The sequence below is a fragment of the Clostridium sp. ZS2-4 genome (genome assembly GCF_026719745.1).
Taxonomy (GTDB): Bacteria; Bacillota; Clostridia; order Clostridiales; family Clostridiaceae; genus Clostridium_H.
The window spans coordinates 52,119-71,304 of the sequence record NZ_JAPPRQ010000136.1; the positions used below are offsets into that span (position 1 = coordinate 52,119).

Here is a 19,186-nt window from a genome sequence, read left to right on the forward strand (position 1 = left end):
TACTGGTCACTATAAATAAAATTGCATAGCAATTTTATTTTGGTGGGTTGCATTTTCAATAAAGTATAATATAATTTATAGTGAAGAGAAATATTATCTGGTCTTTCAGGTAAGTTATTTTGAGCTAAGATAGAATTGTATTAGTGGAAAGATGAGCCTGAATGAAAGGCTTTTTTATTTTGAAAAGAGGTGACAGTTAATGGAAGGTGATCCCCTTAGGTGGAGGTCAAATAAAAATTTAAAATTGAATAATATATATGGAGGAAGCTACAAAGGAGGAAGTTTAGTGAATTTATTGAGTTTAGAGATTAGCTTAAGGGTTTTAGTGTATTAGAACTTTTAAGCTAGTCTCTAAACTTGGAAAGCGACTATACTTTCTAAACTTAGCATGGGTTTTCCTCTGTATATGAAGGGAGAAATATCCATGAAAAAGCTTAGTAGTTTCTATTTGAGTGAAATACTTCATAGGAGTGTTTACGACGAATATGATGACTGTATAGGAAAAATTAGCGACATATATGTAACCACTGGATATGGATATCCTAAAGCTATAGGATATAAGATAAAAAAAGGCAGTGAAGTTTACAATTATGAATTTCGCAATATTGAATTCTATGAGGAGAATGGCAGGATATATATAAAGGTAAGAATGGTTAAGGATATAATTCCAAGAGCATATTCCTATCTCCTGTCAAAACATTTGTTAGATAAGCAAATCGTTGATGTGAATGGTAAAAAAGTAGTAAGAGTTAATGATTTAAGATTAGCTAATATTTGTGGAGAAATTAGAGTAATAGCTGTTGAAACAGGATTTTTAGCTTTAAGTAGAAGGTATGCCGTGGATAAAGTAATTAGGTTTTTCTTTAAAATGTTAAAGAGACAGCCTAAGGATAAAGTCATAATGTGGGATGATGTGGAGTCACTGGAAATGATAGACGATAATCTTAAAATTTCAGTACCCTATAGAAAGATATCTGAACTGCATCCGGCAGATATTGCAGACATTTTAGAGGAAGTAGATCTAAAATATAGGAATAAGATACTTGAAAGTTTAGATGATCATTTAGCGGCAGACACTCTTGAGGAAATTGATCCGGAAATCCAAGCAGACATAATTGAAACAATGAATCAAGCTAAGGTATCCGATATTTTAAATAATATGTCAAATGATGAAATAGCGGATATTTTGGAAGAATTAGATGAAGAAACGGCTGAAAAACTGCTTATTAATCTGGAGACTGAGGATGAAGTTAAGGTTAGGGATTTGATGAGATATGAAAATGAAACAGTTGGTAGTATAATGAATACAGATTTCGTAGCTTTTAATGTAAACATAACAGCAGCAGAGACTTTAGAAATTCTAAAGGAAATAAGACCTGAAGAAAAGATATCCCATTATATCTATATAACTGATCAAAATGAAAAACTTCAAGGGGTTATATCCTTCACTGAACTAGTTTTTGCAGATTCAAATTTAAAATTGAAGGATATAATGAAAAGAGAAACAATAAAATTATTTGATGATGAAAATTTGGAAACTGCTATTACAAAGTTTATAAAATATGATTTTATAACTATACCTGTTATAGATAATGAAGAAAAACTTCAGGGAATAGTAATTATAAATGACATAATAGAAGAGGTTTTCTCAGAGCAATTTAAAAAAAAGCTAAAAAAAGCGGTTTAAAGAATAGTTAAAAGAAGAGAAAAGAAGTGAAAAATATGTATTTACTTCTTTTTTCTTCTTTTAACTTATTTTTTTTCCTCAATTTTATATGTAGTATTTTGTAGAAAGTTGCACAAAATAAATATAGAAAGGTATATGAGTATATTTATTTTAGGAGGTGCAGCTAAAAAATGAGGGAAAAGTTGGGGTTCAAAAGAATAAGCGTTTTAGTGATGACCTTATTATTTACATATGTTATTGCGGCAGAATGTATTTATCCCTATTTTGATGCTATAAATGCTGTAACATATAAGTATGGTTCAAGAGGAGAGGTAGTTAGAGAAATTCAGACAAAATTGAAAAGATGGGGATATTATACTAAAGGCATAGATGGTATTTATGGTTATCAGACTTATACATCTGTAAAATATTTTCAAAGAAAAAATGGTCTTATAGTTGATGGAATTACAGGAAATAGAACTTTAGTTGCTTTGGGTATAAATCCTAAAACTGTAAATCCTGATTCCACAGCTTCAGCCTCTTCACAAAATAATCAGGATGTTATCCTGCTTGCAAGACTTATTAATGGAGAAGCAAGGGGGGAACCTTATGAAGGTCAAGTTGCTGTAGGTGCTGTGATTTTAAATAGAGTTAGAAATCCAAAGTTCCCGTCAACTATTGCAGCAGTTGTATATCAGCCCGGAGCCTTTACTGCTATAGTAGATGGTCAGGTACATGCAGAAATGCAGCCAGATTCAATTAAAGCTGCAAGAGATGCTTTAAATGGATGGGATCCATCAGGAGGAGCAATATATTATTTTAATCCGGCAACAGCTACCAGCTCATGGATTTGGTCCAGACCGCTTATTAAGGTTATTGGAAAACACAGGTTTTGCAGATAGTAAAATTTCATTTAGATTGAAGAATTATTTGATAGTAACCAGTTATCAGCAGCCAGTGACCAGTAAAGGATGTTTTGCTAATGCAAAACTTTAATTTTAGCAGAAGAATTATTTAACCATATTGCAGCTAGCTGCAATTCATTATATAATTGTTTACTGGCTACTGGCTACTGGCTACTGGCTACTGGCTACTGGCTACTGTAAAAAATTACTGCGTAATTTTTTATATATAAGGTTGACAATATCTTTAACACTTCATATAATAAAAGTATAATCCTTAGTGAAATAGTAAGAAATACTGAGAAAAAGGAAAGTAGCGTAAATTGAATATTCAGAGAGGAAATCGTAAGCTGGGAGATTTCTATATTGAGTTTATGTGAAGTGCCCTTTGGAGTTTTGCACCGAAATATTGAGTAGGCTGCAGCGGGTTCACCCGTTATAGTGATAGAACATAAATAAGTTTACGATTTAGAGTGCACAGCTTACATTAATGTGTAAGTAACAGTATTAATGGTAAATTTAGAGGTGTTTGAAGAAGAGCTGGGATTTTTATATCCAAGTAGAGTGGAACCGCAAAGTATAGCTTTGTCTCTAGAATTTAGAGACAAAGCTTTTTTTATATAAATAGGGGTGTGGAAATTTAAAACTAAGGATAAAGTATAACTAATCAAATGGAGGGTGGAAAAATGCTTAAATTTTTCAAAATAGTAAAATATGATATAGACAATATAGTTAAAAATGACCCAGCGGCTAGAAATGGTTTAGAAGTAGCAATTCTATATCCTATAGTACATGTGATGATACTTTATAGAATTGCTCATGCATTGTATAATAAAAAAATATTTTTCTTGGCAAGATTAATATCACAAATAGGAAGATTTTTAACAGGAATAGAAATACACCCAGGAGCTAAAATAGGAAAAGGATTTTTCATAGACCATGGAATGGGAGTGGTTATTGGAGAAACTGCAGAGGTTGCAGATAATGTTACTCTATATCACGGTGTAACACTAGGGGGTACAGGAAAGGATACAGGAAAAAGACATCCTACCGTTGGAAACAATGTGATAATTGGTTCGGGTGCTAAAATTTTAGGACCTATAGTTATAGGTGATAACTCAAAGGTAGGATCTAATTCAGTAGTTCTTAAAGATGTGCCTGGAAATTCAACAGTGGTTGGTATACCAGGTAAAGTAGTAAAGAAAAGTCCTAATGTAATAAAAATGGATCAGTATGAAAATATGGAAATAGGTAAATGCATGAATAGATAACAGTGGGTAAAAGTTTGTGTTATACTGGAGTTAGTTCCAATTATTTAAAATATACTCTTGAAAAGTCTGAACTTATGATATAGTATATTAAGGAGAATAGTGAGAAAGGTGGAATTGATAAATGATATCACCAGCTATGACTAAACTTATAGGATGTCTTCCAAAGGGAGTAGTTAAGTTTTTGTCCTCTAAGATAATATATGGATATGTAGATAAATATGCTAATATAAGAATAGAAAATGAAGAAAATTTAAGCGATTTTAAAAGACCAGTTATATATGTATGTAATCATTTAAGTAATTCGGATGGTTTGATTTTACAGCGAGTTCTAAAAAATGATGATGTAACCTTTGTTGCTGGGGTAAAGTTAAATAGTAATTCACTTACCAGTATGGGAGTAAGTATAGTTAAGACAACACCAATTCAACCCAATACTGCTGATAAAGAAGGAATAAAAAGAATTATTTCTATTATTAAAAATGGGGGAAGTATGCTTATTTTCCCGGAAGGAACAAGAAGCAGAACTGGTAAATTAATTAAAGCAAAAAGAGGAATAATTTTAATTGCAAAAATATGCAAGGTACCTATTGTGCCTTTGGGGATTACTGGAACGGAAAAGCTTTTGCCTATAAATAAGGAAGGTAAAATGGAAAAAGAAAAATTTAATTATGCTGATATTAATGTTAAAATAGGCAAATCATTCTCTCTACCTAAGAAAAATGCTGAAGAGACAGGTAGAGAATATGAAGAAAGAGCACTTGAATTTTTAATGAATAATATAGCTGAGCTTTTACCAGAAGAATATAGAGGTGAGTATTCAGCTAAGAAGTAAAAAAGAATTTTAGAATATATAAAGAGCAGAACATAGAGAAATTCTAAGTTTTAGCTCTTTTTTGTGTAGGTGATGTAAATGGAAAAAGATAGTATAAAAAAGGTGTTGGATATATTAAGTGAAACTTATGAAGGAGCAAAGTGCGGATTGGAGCATAAATCTCCTTATGAATTATTAGTATCAACAATATTATCAGCCCAATGTACAGATGAAAGAGTTAATGTAGTAACAAAAGAACTGTATAAGGAATACAATACACCTGAAAAAATGATAATTTTAAATGACGGTGAGTTAGGGGAAAAAATAAAAAGCTGCGGACTTTACAGAAATAAAAGTAAAAATATTTTAGCTGCTTCCAAGGCTATTATAAATAATCATAATGGTCAAGTGCCAAGTACTATGGAGGAACTTACAAGACTTCCTGGGGTAGGCAGAAAAACTGCTAATGTTGTGCTTTCAAATGCATTTGGAGTACCAGCTATTGCAGTTGATACTCATGTTTTCAGAGTATCAAATAGAATAGGTATTGCTGAAGGAAAAAATGTTGACCAAGTTGAAAAACAGTTAAGAGAGAATATACCAAAAGAAATGTGGAGTGATGCACACCACTATATTATATGGCATGGAAGAAAGATTTGTAAGGCGAGAAAGCCAGAATGTGAAAAATGTCCAATTGCTCCATATTGTGAATACTATAATAGTAAGCAGAATTAAAATAATAGATAAAAGCGCTGATTTAACAAATAACCGCTTTTATCTATTATTTTTTATTTTAAATTTTATAAAAATATATTAAGCAAATTATATATTAAAAGTAATATTATAGTAATATAAGTATTGTTTAACAAGAAATGGGGAGATTTTATGAAGTGCGATGCTGTATTTGAAGGTGGAGGAATAAGAGGAATAGGAATGATTGGGGCTTTAAACTATTTTGAAAAAAGGGGATATAATTGGAGAAAGGTTGCAGGAACTTCTGTTGGAGCAATAATAGCTTCTTTTATTGCAGCTGGATATACTGCAAAAGAAATTGAGAATATAATGGCTGAAACTGATTTTTTGAAATTTTTAGACAGAGAAAGGGTGCAAAAAATTCCAGTGGTAGGAAAAGCTTTGGGAGTTTTAAAAGAAAAAGCTATATATTCTGGAAGTTATTTTGAAAGATGGATGGATGAAATGCTTTCAAGGAAAGGGGTTTCTAAATTTAAACATGTATGCAAAGAAGGAAAATGTAATCTTAAAGTTGTAGCTTCTGATATAACACGGAAGAAAATATTGATTCTTCCTGACGATCTTTATAATTATGGTTTCTATCCAATGGAATTTAAAATTTCAAAAGCTGTAAGAATGAGTATGAGCATACCTTTATATTTTAAACCCATAAAATTAAAGTATAAAGGTGGCACTAGTTATATTGTTGATGGAGGAGTATGCTGGAATTATCCGATTTCAATATTTGATATAAATGGTATTCCAGAGGTCCCAACTATAGGATTTAAATTTAAAAATGTAATTACAAGTAATACTTTAGAAAGCAAAACAGATACTATAGCTTATTTATTGGATGTAGCAAATACAATGTGCGCTAAGAGAAATGATAAATGTTTAAATCAGGAGGATAAGAGCAGAACAGTATTTATACCGACACTGGGAGTAGATGTAACAGATTTTAATATTTCAAAACAAAAAAGCATACGTTTGTTTAAATCTGGATATAGAGCTGCAAAAGAATTTTTGAAAGGGTGGGATTTTGAAGAATATATAAAAGAATATAGAAAAGTATCGGTTTAAATTAGTGTTTTGTGTATTGCCATAATATTGAATTTGAAATAATAGTAAATTATAATTAGTAATTGAAATCTAAAAAAAAGGAATATTAAGTAGTAACAGCTATAAAAAAAGGAGAGGTTAAAGTGAAGTACAAGTTGATATGTTTAGATATGGATGGCACACTGTTGAATAGTGGAAATATAGTTAGTGAAAGAAATAAAGAAGCTATAAAAAAAGCACATGATAAAGGGGTAAAAGTTGCTATAACTACAGGCAGATTGTTTACTTCAGCTAAATATTATGCTGGACTTATAGGAATAGAGGCACCCATAATAGCTTCAAATGGTTCTTATATTAGAGAAAAAGATAAAGATGAGGTAATATACGAGTGTTTGCTTGGAAAAGAAAATTGTGAAAAAATATGGTCTGTAATAGAAAAATATGATTTTTTTAATTGCCTTAATACACATGATACTATTATTTCCAATAAGCCATTTCCAAGTGAATATGCTTATCGCAAATTAAACAATGATTTACCTGAAAATATGAAAATTAAATTGGAGGTAGCTTCTGATTTTAACCAGGCTATTGAAAAATATAAGGATGAAATTCTTAAATCCATATGTATTAGCAAAGATTACGATAAAGTAAGAAAAGCTAAAGAGGAAATAAGTGCTTATGATGAATTTGAAGTAGTAAGTTCCAATTTTAATAACTTTGAAATAATGAAAAAAGGTGTTTCAAAAGGCAAAGCAGTAGAGAGGCTTGCGCAGTTTTATGGTTTCGATAGAGGAGATATAATCTGTATGGGTGATGCAGAAAACGACTTATCTATGATTGAATATGCAGGTATGGGAATAGCTATGGGGAACGCTGAAGAGTATGTAAAAGAAAAGGCTGATTATGTTACTGATACAAACAATAATGATGGTGTTGCTAAGGCTATTCAAAAATTTGTCTTATAATTAATTCAGAAAATTGTAAATTTATTTTTAAGGTTAAGTATTTGCAGTGTTTTTACTTTACCTCATATGGTAATTAAGGTAATATATAATGTGTGGTACTTCAAAGGGGGAAAAGAAAAATGAAAATTGACAGACCAAATTTGCATATAGTTTTATTTGAACCAGAGATTCCTCAAAACACAGGAAATATTGGAAGAACTTGTGTGTTGACGAATTGCAGACTGCATTTGATTAAACCATTAGGATTTACTTTAGATGATAAACAGGTGAAAAGAGCAGGTCTAGATTATTGGCCTTCGTTAGATATAGAGGTACATGAATCCTTTGATGATATGATAGAAAAGTATCCAGATGCTACAATTTATTTGTCAACTACAAAAGGAACTAAATATCATCATGATGAAGTTGAATATAAGCATGGAGACTTTATTGTATTTGGTAGAGAATCTTCAGGACTACCTGATTATATTAGAGATAGATATGTTGAAAATAGAATTAGAGTTCCTATGTTGGAAACAACAACAAGATCTTTAAATCTTTCTAACACGGTATCGATTGTAGCTTATGAAGCTTTAAGACAGTTAGGCTTTCCAGGAATGAAATAGGAGGAAAGGCTATGGAAAAGATTAAGATTATTACAGATAGTACCGTAGACTTAAACAAAGAAATAATAGAAAAATATGATTTAGAAGTTATACCTTTAGTAGTTAATTTTGGAGAAGAAAGTTATCTGGATGGGGCTGACATTGATGTCCATGAATTTTTAAGAAGAATAAAAGAAGAAGATATTTTTCCCACTACTACTCAAATTAATCCATATAGATTTTATGAATATTATAAGAAATATATAGATGAAGGGTACAAAATAATTTCCATACACATTTCTTCTAAAATGAGTGGTACATATGGTTCTGCTTGTATTGCCAAGGAGATGCTGGGAACTGATGATATAGTAGTTATAGATAGTATGAATGTTACAGCGGGTTTAGGATTACTAGTTATTAAAGCAGCAGAATTAAGAGAAAAAGGATATAATATTTATGAAATTGAAGAAAAAATAAATGAAATCATTCCTCATGTAAAAAGTGCTTATGCCTTTTCAAGTTTGGATAACTTAGTAAAAGGAGGAAGGCTTTCTAAAACTGCTGGAGCTATTGGAAGTTTTCTTGGAATTAAGTTAATATTAGAATCTGCTAATGGTGAAATGGCAGTTATGGACAAGGTTAGAGGAACAAAAAAAGCTATTAGAAGGATTTTGAAAGAATTAGAGAAAATGAATGACAAAGAAAGATGTATATTACTTCATATAGACAATTATGATGTTTTACCAGCGCTTAGAGAAGAATTGAACAGTAGACAAAGCAACTATAGTGAGTGTGAGGTAGGATGCGTAGTAGGAACTCATTCAGGACCAGATGCATGTGGTATTGCTTATGTTGAAAAATATTAAAAATATAATAAATTTTTAAAGAAAACACAAATATATAGTGAGTTTATATTTGTGTTTTTCTTTAAAAAAGTTAAAAAACATATTATATTAAAATTAAATTCTATGAAATATGTAAAAAAGATATAAATTTACATATTTTTCATATATAAAGTTTATGGTATAATGTTAGTGGACTATATGTAAAGTGGTGATAATATATGAAAATGGAGTTTAAATTAAATTTAACTCAAGAACAAAAATTAATAATGACACAACAAATGCAGTTATCAGTAAAATTGCTTCAAATGTCTAATTTCGAAATTCAAAGACATATAGAAAAAGAGCTACAAGAGAATCCTGTTTTAGATGCGGAATACAAGAAAAATGACAATGAAAAAATAAATGATGAAATCGATTATAAAAAACTGATAAAATATTTTGAATTTGATGACTATGGACACAGCAGTTATATTAAAAATGAAGAAGAAGTATCACCGTTTAATTTTATTAGTGCTAAAAAATCATTAAAGGAATTTTTATTGGAGCAAGTTATTGATTTGAATGAAACAACGTATGTAAAATCTATTTGTGAATATATGGTTGAAAATATAGATGAAAGAGGATATTTGAGTACTAAGTTAGAAGATATTGCATATGAATTGTCTATTTCAGAAGAATTATCAGAAGAATGCCTTGAAATTGTACAATCTCTTGAACCTATTGGTATAGGAGCCAGAGATATAAAGGAATGTTTAAAAATACAATTAATTGAAAAGGGTTTAGATGATGAAAAAATTTTAAAAATTATAGATGAGTATTTAGAGCTACTGGCTGAAAATAAATACAACATAATTGCTAAAAAATTAAAGATAACTGCTAAAGAGGCACAAGAGTATGGAGATATAATAAAGAGCTTGGAACCTAAACCTTCAAGAGGATTTTATACTGGAGAGGAAACAAAATATATAGTTCCAGAAGCATATATAAAAAAGATAGATGGAGAATATTATATAATGATGAACAATGGTACTATACCTAAGCTTAATATAAATGGATTGTATAAAAATATAATAAACAACGAAGAAGATAAGCAAACGGTAAAGTTTGTAAAAGGAAAATTAAATAGTGCTGTTTTTCTAATTAAGAGTATTAACCAAAGAGAAAATACAATATACAGTATTCTGGAAAAAATATTGGAAATACAAAAAGATTACTTTGATTTAGGTGATGAATATTTAAAACCTATGACTTTAAAAGAAATTGCAGATAATTTGGAAATACATGAATCTACTGTAAGCAGAGCTATTAGAGACAAGTATATTCATACAGATAAAGGAACCATAAAAATAAAAGATTTATTTACAACAGGTATTTCAAGAGTTGACAGCTTTGAAGATATATCAGCAAGGATTATCAAAAAAGAAATTGAAGAATTGGTGAATAATGAGGATAAAAAGAAACCTCTTTCAGATCAAAAAATATGTGATTTATTAAAAGAAAAAAATATTGATATTTCAAGAAGAACCATAGCTAAGTATAGAGAAGAAATAGGAATAAAATCATCAAGCAAAAGGAAAAGATTTTGAAATCTTTTCCTTTTTTTATACTCAAAACAAGTAAATTCAAAAAAAAAAAAAAAAAAATTTCTGAAATATCTTTTAAAAAACCTATATTACGTTTATAATATTAGTGGGACATAAATTAAACAAGTGGGACGTCAAAAGACCAAAGAGGTGTTTTGTTTGCAATATAATTTAGAAGTACAAAAGAAGGTAGTACCAGAGTTATTAGAACTATTGGAGAAAAGATATAATATTCTCACTACTATATATTATAACCAACCCATAGGGAGAAGAATGCTTGCCAGTCACTTGGGAATTGGTGAGAGAATAGTAAGAAATGAGGTAAGTTTCTTAAAAAATCAAAATTTAATAGATATTAATAGTGATGGAATGACAGTAAACCATGAAGGAAAGGAAATTCTAGAAAAACTAAAAGAATTCGTTCATGAGTTAAAAGGTTTATCGGATATGGAAGATTTTTTGAAAAAGCATTTGGATTTAAAAGATGTTATGGTTGTTCCAGGTAATGTTGATGAAAATGAACTTGTTTTAGATGAAATGGGAAAAAGCGCCTCAAACTATTTAAAAGATTTATTGCAAGATAAGATGATAATGGCTTTAACTGGTGGTACAACAGTAAAGAAAATGGTTGATAATATGCAAGAAACAACCGAGTACAGACATCTGTTGATTGTACCTGCTAGAGGTGGTTTAGGAAGAAATGTGCAAATACAAGCAAATACTTTAGTTGCTAAACTTGCGCATAAGTTATCAGCTGATTACAGAATGCTTCAATTACTGGAAAATGTTGACTATGCTGAGATATATGCTATACTAAATGAGGAAAGTATAAAAGAAGTTCAAGAAAGCATTAGAAAAGCCAATGTATTAGTTTATGGAATTGGTAAAGCTGACGAAATGGCAAAAAAAAGAGGTCTTAATGAAGAAGAAATAAAGGCTCTTAAAGAAGAAGGTGCTGTTGGAGAAGCTTTTGGATGTTATTTTGACATAAAAGGAAATGTTTTATTTTCGACACCTACCGCAGGAATTAAGAGCGAGGACACTAAAAACATTGAATATTGTATCTCTATTGCTGGAGGAAAGAGTAAAGGAGAAGCTATTATTGGTGTCCAAAGATATAATGCTAAAAATATCTTAATAACAGATGAAGGCGCTGCTAAAGAGATTATAAGTATTATAAAAAAGGAACAAGACAATAAACATAATTAAATAAAAAAGTTAAAATAATTATATTAAAAATATAATTGATATAAAAAAATTTAGGAGGTAATTTTAATGACAAAAGTAGCTATTAATGGTTTTGGAAGAATAGGAAGATTAGCATTAAGATTAATGATTGACAACCCAGAATTTGAAGTGGTTGCAATAAATGATTTAACAGATGCTAAGACTTTAGCACACTTATTCAAATATGATTCAGCTCAAGGAAGATTCAATGGTGAAATCGAAGTTAAAGAAGGAGCTTTCATAGTTAATGGAAAAGAAATAAAAGTTACTGCTGAAAGAAACCCTGCTGATTTACCATGGGGAGAATTAGGAGTAGATATCGTTTTAGAATGTACTGGTTTCTTTGCTTCAAAAGAAAAAGCTTCAGCTCATGTAAAAGCTGGTGCTAAAAAAGTTGTTATATCAGCTCCAGCTGGAAATGACCTTCCAACTGTAGTTTTCAATGTAAATCACGATATATTAAAAGGAGAAGAAACAGTTATATCAGGTGCTTCATGTACTACTAACTGCTTAGCTCCAATGGCTAAAGTCTTAAATGACAGCTTTGGATTAACTAAAGGATTCATGACTACAATCCACGCTTATACAAATGACCAAAATACTTTAGATGCTCCACACGGAAAAGGTGATTTAAGAAGAGCAAGAGCTGCAGCTGCAAGTATTATTCCAAACTCAACTGGAGCTGCTAAAGCTATCGGTTTAGTTATTCCAGAATTAGCAGGTAAATTAGATGGAAATGCTCAAAGAGTTCCAGTTATAACTGGTTCAATTACTGAGTTAGTTTGTACTTTAGATAAAAAAGTTACTGCTGAAGAAATTAACGCTGCTATGAACGCTGCTGCTAATGAATCATTCGGATACACTGAAGATCCAATCGTATCATCAGATATCGTAGGAATTAACTTTGGATCATTATTTGATGGAACTCAAACTAAAGTAATGGAAGTTAATGGAGAACAATTAGTTAAAGTTGCTTCTTGGTATGATAATGAAATGTCATATACTTCACAATTAATCAGAACTTTAAAATACTTTGCAAACCTTGCAAAATAATTTAGGACAGTCCTAAATGTAGTTATTGATTTAATTGAATGCAGTGTATGTGCACTAAAATAAAAAGACACATCTATCTTGTATTAATAACAAGATAGATGTGTCTTTGTTTTATATAAATTTATAAATTGCATAAGAAATGAGAACACTAATATAGATAATCCAAATTAGATATATATAAAATATATAAATAAGATTATTCTAGGAGGTAATTTAAAATGAAAAAAGTTGCAATTAATGGATTTGGGAGAATCGGGAGAAATGTGTTTAGAGCATTGTTAAAAAACTACAGCAGTGATTTAGAAGTAGTATCAATAAATGACTTAACTGATCCAGCCACATTAGCTCATCTGTTAAAATACGATTCACTTTATGGGAAATTTCAAGGGAATGTAGAAGCTAAGGAAGGTGCTATTCTTGTAAATGGAAAAGAAATAAAAATATTTGCTGAAAGAAATCCTGAAAACATAGATTGGAACAGTACAGGTGCAGAAATAGTTTTAGAATCAACTGGATTGTTTACAGATGCTAATAAAGCTAAAGCTCACCTCGGGGGGACAGTTAAAAAAGTTCTTATTTCAGCGCCAGCTAAAAATGAAGATAAAACTATTGTTATGGGAGTTAACGAAGGGGAATACGATCCCGCAAAGCACCATATACTTTCAAATGCTTCATGTACAACAAACTGTTTAGCTCCGTTTGCTAAGATTCTTGATAGAGAATTTGGAATAGAATTAGGATTAATGACTACTGTTCACGCTTATACAAATGATCAAAGAATATTAGATGCTCCTCACAAGGATTTAAGAAGAGCTAGAGCAGCAGCAGAATCAATGATACCAACAACTACTGGGGCCGCTAAAGCTGTTGCATTAGTATTGCCACAATTAAAAGGTAAATTAAACGGAATGGCTGTAAGAGTTCCAACTCCTACAGTTTCAATGGTTGATCTTGTATGTACATTAGCTAAAAATGCTTCAGTTGAAGAAATTAATGCTGCATTTAAGACAGCAGCTGAAGGAGAAATGAAAGGAATATTAGGATTTAGTGAAGAACCATTAGTATCTATGGACTATAGAGGAGATGAAAGATCTTCAATAGTCGATGGCTTATCAACTATGAAAATGGGGGATAAATTGGTTAAAGTTGTTTCGTGGTACGATAATGAGGCTGGATATTCTAACAGATATGCAGATTTAACAAAATTTGTATCTGACAGATTATAAAATATAATCCTATTTTTAACAAATCATAAAAAAAGACTTATTTTTTTGTGAATTTAAATCTTTTTTTATGATTTTACTGAAATTTTAATAATTATTGATTGATTTATGCATAATAATAAAAGGATAAGTACAATTAATTATTAAGTTATACTTGATTTTTAACCCCCTTTATCGTATATTATATATAGGGTTTGATAGAAAAAATTACAAATTTGTAGTACTTTTTTCGGTAAGCGGTTACATATTGAAAACCTTTACTGGAAACGATTAAGTTAGTCTTAGGAGGGAAGGTTTATGAAAAAAAGAAGATTAGTAGCAATTCTAGCAACAGTTGCAGTAGTAGCATCTTTATTTGCTGGCTGCGCAGGTAAGACTGAACAACCTAAAAAAGCAGGTGAAACTAAAAAATCAGACATCAGAATAGGTCTTTCAACTGATGAAGGCGGATTAAATGACAAATCATTTAACCAAGCTGCCAATGAAGGTATAGAAAGAGCTAAAAAGGAATTTGGATTTGAATACAAAGCTCTTGAATCAACTCAAAAAGAAAACTTTGTACCACATCTTCAAACTTTAGCTTTAGATGCAAATTCAAATTTAACATTTGCAATTGGATATCAAATGTCAGAAGCATTAACAGAAGTAGCTAAACAAGCAACAGATAAAAATTTTGCAATAGTTGACTCTGTAGTTGAACTTCCAAATGTTTTATCACTAACTTTTAAAGAACATGAAGGTTCATTCTTAGCAGGTGTAATAGCTGCAAAAACTACAAAAACTAACAAAATAGGATTTATAGGTGGTAAAGAAGGACCACTAATAGGAAGATTCGAAGCGGGTTACATAGCTGGTGCAAGAGCAGTAAACCCAAATATACAAGTGGATCCAAGATATGCTGATAGCTTTAGCGATGCTAATAAAGGTTATGAACTTGCAAAAGCTGAATATGGAGCAGGCTGTGACATAGTGTTCCATGCAGCTGGCGGTGTTGGATTAGGATTATTTAAAGCAGCTAAAGAAATAAAAGATGGTGGAAAACAAGTTTGGGCTATAGGTGTTGACCAAGATCAAGTATTAACAATAACAGATGCTAACAAAAAACCTATGTATGCTGATGTAATACTTACAAGTATGATAAAGAGAGTTGATACTGCAACATATGAAGCTGTAAAAGCTGTAGCAGAAGGAAAATTCAAAGGTGGAGAAATAAGAGTTTTTGGACTTAAAGAAGATGGTGTTGGTATAGCTCCAACTTCAAGAGGAGAAATTCCAGAAGAGTTAAAAAATATAGTTAAACCACATGTTGCTAAAGATGCTATAGAATTGGCAGACAAATATGCTGAAGCTATTAAAGAAGGAAAAATAACAGTTCCAGAAAAACCAGAAGATGCTAAAAAATTTACAACTGATGTTAAATTTTAGAACTTTAAAAATATAAAATGATTTTTCATAAGCTAGGCATAGTAAAAGCTAGGTGTATCCAACATCTAGCTTTTTAAAAAAACGCAACATTGTATGATATTCAATATCATGCTAAATTGTGCTTTGATTGACGAAAGGAGGGCAACAATGGAAAAGGTAATTGAAATGAAAGGTATTACCAAAATCTTTCCAGGTACAATAGCTAATGAGGATGTAGATTTTACTTTGTTAAAAAGTGAAACTCACGTTTTACTTGGAGAAAATGGTGCTGGAAAAACTACATTAATGAATGTTTTATATGGTCTTTATCAGCCGGAAAAAGGTAAGATTTTCATAAAAGGAAAAGAGGTTAATATTACAAATCCTAATGATGCAATCAAGTTAGGAATCGGAATGGTACATCAACATTTTATGCTTGTTCACAATTTTACTGTAGCAGAAAATATAGTATTAGGAATGGAACCTAAAAAAGGTACAAAATTAGATATAAATAAGGCTGTTAAGGACGTTGAAGAATTAGCCCAAAAGTATGGTTTTAATATTGATCCAAATTCTATTATAGAAGATATAGGTGTTGGGCAGCAGCAAAAAGTAGAGATTTTAAAGGCTTTATATAGGGGAGCAGAAATACTTATTCTAGACGAACCTACAGCAGTTTTAACTCCACAAGAAATTGAAGAGTTAGGTGCTATAATAGAAAACTTAAAAGCAGAAGGAAAGTCCGTAATTCTTATAACTCATAAACTTAAGGAAGTTATGAGCATGAGTGACAGAGTTACAATTATAAGACGTGGAAAAGTAACAGGTATAGTTAACACAAAGGATACATCCATAGATGAACTTGCTGAACTTATGGTAGGAAGAAAGGTTAAGCTTGTAGTTGAAAAAGAAGAAAGTAAACTTATAGGAGAAGTTTTAAAAATAGATGATCTTAATGCAAATGATAATAGAAATTTACCAGCTGTAAATGGAATTAATTTAGTAGTAAATGGTGGGGAAATTTTAGGAATTGCAGGGGTTGATGGAAATGGTCAGACTGAATTTTTGGAAGTCATAACAGGTCTTAGAAAGCCTAAGAGTGGTAAAATAACTTTGAATGGTAAGGACATTTTTGGAAAAAACCCTAGAGAAATTATAGACAGTGGAGTAGGCCATATTCCAGAAGATAGGCATAAAAGAGGACTTATACTTAAATATTCATTGTTTGAAAATTCTATTTTAGGAATGCAGCATAAAACTCCTTTTAGTAAAAATAAAGTTATAGATTATAAAAAAGTTAGAGATTATGCTCAAAAAATAATAAAAGAATTTGATGTAAGAACTCCTAATGATGAAGTTCATGCTTCAGCATTATCTGGAGGAAACCAGCAAAAATTAATTGTTGCTAGAGAAATATCTAAAGATCCTGACTTGTTAATAGCAGCTCAACCTACAAGAGGAGTAGATGTTGGTGCTATTGAGTTCATACATAAAAGACTTGTAGGAGAAAGGGATGCAGGGAAAGCTGTTCTTCTAGTATCTTTTGAATTGGATGAAATTTTAGCATTATCAGATAGGATTGCGGTTATGTATGACGGAAAAATAGTAGGTGTACTAGACAGAAAAGATGCTGATGAACAAAAACTTGGTATACTTATGGCAGGAGGAAGCTTAGATAAAAAAGAGGTGAAAAAAGTTGAATAAAGAAAATAATATTTTAAATTCTATTAAGAATGGAATGAAAAGTCTTATATTTCCTATATTTGCAATAATTGTTTCGATATTTGTAGCAGTATTCTTTGTAATGTGGTCTAAAGGTTATCCTATAACTCAATATTTTTCTGCTTTAACTCATTTATTCAGCATTATTTGGCAGGGAAGTTTTGCTACTGAAAGAAATACACTTACAACTATTACTTATGTAACACCATTAATTTTCACAGGTATTGCTCATTCAATAGCGTTTAGATGTGGTCTTTTCAATATAGGTGCTGAAGGTCAATTCATCATGGGAATGATTGCTGGTGCAATACTTGGATTAATTCCAGGATTAAATCCAGTTGTACATGCAATAATTATTATAATAGGTGGTATTGTAATAGGTGCTTTATGGGGTGGAATACCTGGAATTCTTAAAGCTAAATTTGGAACCAATGAAGTTATCAATACAATTATGATGAACTATATAGGAATGTTTTTTGCAAACTGGATAATAAAGAAATCTATCTTTGCTGTTCCAGGAAAATCTGCTACTCCAATAATTCAAGACAGTGCAAAATTAATGCCTTTAAGAAATCTAAGTAAGGCGAATATAAGTATTTTTATAGCAATAATATTTGCAATATTTATTTATTGGTTATTATGGAAAACAACTATAGGTTATGAAATAAGAGGGGTTGGTATTAATCCTTTAGCTTCAGAATATGGTGGTATCAATGTTCCTAAAAATATAGTTCTTGCAATGGTGTTATCAGGAGCTCTAGCTGGTATAGGTGGAGCTACACACGTAGCAGGTATAACATATCAATGTCAAGATTTTATGGCATTCCCTAATTTTGGATTTGACGGTATAGCAGTTGCACTTCTAGCAAAATCCAATCCAGTAGGATGCATAGCTTCAGCTATCTTATTTGGAGCTTTGAAGAGTAGTGCTACAATGCTTCAATTTAATGATATTCCGAAAGAAATAGTATTTTTGATTCAGTCGATAATAATAATCTTTGTTGCAACAGATTATATTGTTAAGTACTTTGCAGATAAGAAAAAGAAAGGAGAGGTAATAAATGGATAAGATATTACTGATATTACTACCATTGATAGCCTCCACATTGAGAATGGCAGCGCCTCTTATATTTGCAGGACTTGGAGGAGTTTTCTCAGAAAGGTCAGGAGTAGTTAATATAGGATTAGAAGGTATGATGATAATGGGTGCGTTTTTTGCTGTTTTAGGATCATACTTAACTGGAAGTCCAATTGTAGGAATGTTATTTGCTATGGCAGCTGGTGGTGCTATGGCAGCAATTCATGCATTTTTAAGTATAAATTTAAGAGCTGACCAAGTTATATCAGGTACAGCGATAAACCTTTTTGCAACAGCTTTAGCCAGTTTCTTAATTGGACCAATATTTAAAACTGGTGGTCAAACTGATATAGTTAAAGGTTTATCTTTCAAGCTTCCAGGTTTTTTAAGTAAAGTTCCTATACTAAGAAACTTGAACTGGTTTGTTATATTGGCACTTATATTAGTAGTTGTATCTAACTATGTATTGTTTAAAACTCCATTAGGACTTAGAATAAGAGCGGTTGGAGAACATCCAAGTGCAGCGGACACACTTGGAATAAATGTTTATAAGATGAGATACTTGTGTGTTATATTATCAGGAGTATTAGCAGGACTTGGTGGAGCTGCATTATCTATAGGAATAACACCAGTATATAAAGATGGGATGGTTGCAGGACGTGGATTTATAGCACTTGCTGCTATGATTTTTGGTAACTGGAAACCAACAGGAACTATGTGGGCATGTATGCTGTTTGCTTTTGGTAATGCTTTCCAAATGCAGGCTCAAAGCTTTACTATGATACATTTGCCAAATGAATTCTATGCAAGTTTCCCATATATTTTAACAATGTTAGCTCTTGCTGGTTTTGTAGGAAAAACTACTCCGCCAAAAGCAGATGGTATTCCATATGTTAAGGGAGAAAGATAATAGATAAAAAACAATAAGATTTTAATAAAAGAAGTTTAGAAAATTAATGTAAAATAAATTTTTCTAAACTTCTTTTAAATTTTTTTTTAGAAAGCTATTTTAAAATTTTCTACTTTACATTATAATGGAAGTGGGACATAAAGAGTAAAGG

General features: G+C 30.8%; 17 protein-coding genes and 1 other annotated feature. All 17 genes read left to right on the forward strand.

All coding sequences use genetic code 11. The features are described 5' to 3' along the window. Positions 1-424 precede the first annotated feature (424 nt). Positions 425-1,687, forward strand: a complete 1,263-nt coding sequence (locus OIO11_RS16845) for a magnesium transporter (RefSeq protein WP_268072644.1) — start codon at positions 425-427, stop codon at positions 1,685-1,687. A 170-nt stretch (positions 1,688-1,857) separates the two neighbouring features. Beyond that, the gene (gene sleB / locus OIO11_RS16850) at positions 1,858-2,568 is read left to right on the forward strand and encodes a spore cortex-lytic enzyme (protein WP_268072645.1); all 711 of its coding nucleotides are present in this window, start codon (positions 1,858-1,860) and stop codon (positions 2,566-2,568) included. Positions 2,569-2,859: 291 nt separating this feature from the next. Beyond that, positions 2,860-3,164: a binding site (T-box leader), on the forward strand. A gap of 90 nt (positions 3,165-3,254) precedes the next feature. Next, positions 3,255-3,839: a serine O-acetyltransferase EpsC gene (gene epsC, locus OIO11_RS16855; RefSeq protein ID WP_268072646.1), complete on the forward strand. Its 585-nt coding sequence runs from the start codon at positions 3,255-3,257 to the stop codon at positions 3,837-3,839. 121 nt (positions 3,840-3,960) lie between these two features. Next, positions 3,961-4,671, forward strand: a complete 711-nt coding sequence (locus tag OIO11_RS16860; protein ID WP_268072647.1) for a lysophospholipid acyltransferase family protein — start codon at positions 3,961-3,963, stop codon at positions 4,669-4,671. A gap of 78 nt (positions 4,672-4,749) precedes the next feature. Beyond that, positions 4,750-5,385, forward strand: coding sequence for an endonuclease III (gene nth / locus OIO11_RS16865; protein ID WP_268072648.1), 636 nt, complete (start codon positions 4,750-4,752; stop codon positions 5,383-5,385). Between the two features lie 150 nt (positions 5,386-5,535). Further along, positions 5,536-6,462 (forward strand): patatin-like phospholipase family protein, encoded by a 927-nt coding sequence (locus tag OIO11_RS16870; protein ID WP_268072649.1) that lies wholly within the window; start codon positions 5,536-5,538, stop codon positions 6,460-6,462. 122 nt (positions 6,463-6,584) lie between these two features. Then, on the forward strand, positions 6,585-7,406 hold the full coding sequence (locus OIO11_RS16875; RefSeq protein ID WP_268072650.1) for a Cof-type HAD-IIB family hydrolase: 822 nt from the start codon (positions 6,585-6,587) through the stop codon (positions 7,404-7,406). A 119-nt stretch (positions 7,407-7,525) separates the two neighbouring features. Beyond that, on the forward strand, positions 7,526-8,011 hold the full coding sequence (gene trmL, locus OIO11_RS16880; RefSeq protein WP_268072651.1) for a tRNA (uridine(34)/cytosine(34)/5-carboxymethylaminomethyluridine(34)-2'-O)-methyltransferase TrmL: 486 nt from the start codon (positions 7,526-7,528) through the stop codon (positions 8,009-8,011). 11 nt (positions 8,012-8,022) lie between these two features. Further along, on the forward strand, positions 8,023-8,856 hold the full coding sequence (locus OIO11_RS16885; protein ID WP_268072652.1) for a DegV family protein: 834 nt from the start codon (positions 8,023-8,025) through the stop codon (positions 8,854-8,856). A 203-nt stretch (positions 8,857-9,059) separates the two neighbouring features. Further along, the gene (rpoN, locus tag OIO11_RS16890) at positions 9,060-10,421 is read left to right on the forward strand and encodes an RNA polymerase factor sigma-54 (RefSeq protein WP_268072689.1); all 1,362 of its coding nucleotides are present in this window, start codon (positions 9,060-9,062) and stop codon (positions 10,419-10,421) included. Positions 10,422-10,577: 156 nt separating this feature from the next. Beyond that, on the forward strand, positions 10,578-11,627 hold the full coding sequence (locus tag OIO11_RS16895; RefSeq protein WP_268072653.1) for a sugar-binding transcriptional regulator: 1,050 nt from the start codon (positions 10,578-10,580) through the stop codon (positions 11,625-11,627). A gap of 66 nt (positions 11,628-11,693) precedes the next feature. Next, positions 11,694-12,698 (forward strand): type I glyceraldehyde-3-phosphate dehydrogenase, encoded by a 1,005-nt coding sequence (gene gap / locus OIO11_RS16900; protein WP_268072654.1) that lies wholly within the window; start codon positions 11,694-11,696, stop codon positions 12,696-12,698. Positions 12,699-12,916: 218 nt separating this feature from the next. After that, on the forward strand, positions 12,917-13,924 hold the full coding sequence (gap, locus tag OIO11_RS16905; RefSeq protein WP_268072655.1) for a type I glyceraldehyde-3-phosphate dehydrogenase: 1,008 nt from the start codon (positions 12,917-12,919) through the stop codon (positions 13,922-13,924). 294 nt (positions 13,925-14,218) lie between these two features. Continuing rightward, positions 14,219-15,346: a BMP family lipoprotein gene (locus OIO11_RS16910; protein ID WP_268072656.1), complete on the forward strand. Its 1,128-nt coding sequence runs from the start codon at positions 14,219-14,221 to the stop codon at positions 15,344-15,346. Positions 15,347-15,493: 147 nt separating this feature from the next. Beyond that, positions 15,494-17,029 carry an ABC transporter ATP-binding protein gene (locus OIO11_RS16915; protein WP_268072657.1) on the forward strand — a complete coding sequence of 512 codons (1,536 nt, stop codon included), beginning with the start codon at positions 15,494-15,496 and terminating at the stop codon, positions 17,027-17,029. 34 nt (positions 17,030-17,063) lie between these two features. Then, entirely contained in the window at positions 17,064-18,116 is a 1,053-nt protein-coding gene (locus OIO11_RS16920) for an ABC transporter permease (protein WP_268072690.1), read from the forward strand. After that, a complete protein-coding gene (locus OIO11_RS16925) occupies positions 18,109-19,035 on the forward strand; it encodes an ABC transporter permease (protein WP_268072658.1) in 927 nt (308 codons plus the stop codon). Before OIO11_RS16920 ends, OIO11_RS16925 begins: the two co-directional genes overlap by 8 nt. Positions 19,036-19,186 lie beyond the last annotated feature (151 nt).

Bases quoted from the DNA above. Each gene is read 5' to 3' on its own strand.
- OIO11_RS16925 (WP_268072658.1), top strand. From the start codon at position 18,109: ATGGATAAGATATTACTGATATTACTACCATTGATAGCCTCCACATTG.
- sleB (WP_268072645.1), top strand. From the start codon at position 1,858: ATGAGGGAAAAGTTGGGGTTCAAAAGAATAAGCGTTTTAGTGATGACC.
- OIO11_RS16845 (WP_268072644.1), top strand. From the start codon at position 425: ATGAAAAAGCTTAGTAGTTTCTATTTGAGTGAAATACTTCATAGGAGT.
- OIO11_RS16915 (WP_268072657.1), top strand. From the start codon at position 15,494: ATGGAAAAGGTAATTGAAATGAAAGGTATTACCAAAATCTTTCCAGGT.
- rpoN (WP_268072689.1), top strand. From the start codon at position 9,060: ATGGAGTTTAAATTAAATTTAACTCAAGAACAAAAATTAATAATGACA.
- epsC (WP_268072646.1), top strand. From the start codon at position 3,255: ATGCTTAAATTTTTCAAAATAGTAAAATATGATATAGACAATATAGTT.
- OIO11_RS16885 (WP_268072652.1), top strand. From the start codon at position 8,023: ATGGAAAAGATTAAGATTATTACAGATAGTACCGTAGACTTAAACAAA.
- gap (WP_268072655.1), top strand. From the start codon at position 12,917: ATGAAAAAAGTTGCAATTAATGGATTTGGGAGAATCGGGAGAAATGTG.
- OIO11_RS16910 (WP_268072656.1), top strand. From the start codon at position 14,219: ATGAAAAAAAGAAGATTAGTAGCAATTCTAGCAACAGTTGCAGTAGTA.
- gap (WP_268072654.1), top strand. From the start codon at position 11,694: ATGACAAAAGTAGCTATTAATGGTTTTGGAAGAATAGGAAGATTAGCA.
- OIO11_RS16920 (WP_268072690.1), top strand. From the start codon at position 17,064: ATGAAAAGTCTTATATTTCCTATATTTGCAATAATTGTTTCGATATTT.
- nth (WP_268072648.1), top strand. From the start codon at position 4,750: ATGGAAAAAGATAGTATAAAAAAGGTGTTGGATATATTAAGTGAAACT.
- OIO11_RS16860 (WP_268072647.1), top strand. From the start codon at position 3,961: ATGATATCACCAGCTATGACTAAACTTATAGGATGTCTTCCAAAGGGA.
- OIO11_RS16870 (WP_268072649.1), top strand. From the start codon at position 5,536: ATGAAGTGCGATGCTGTATTTGAAGGTGGAGGAATAAGAGGAATAGGA.
- trmL (WP_268072651.1), top strand. From the start codon at position 7,526: ATGAAAATTGACAGACCAAATTTGCATATAGTTTTATTTGAACCAGAG.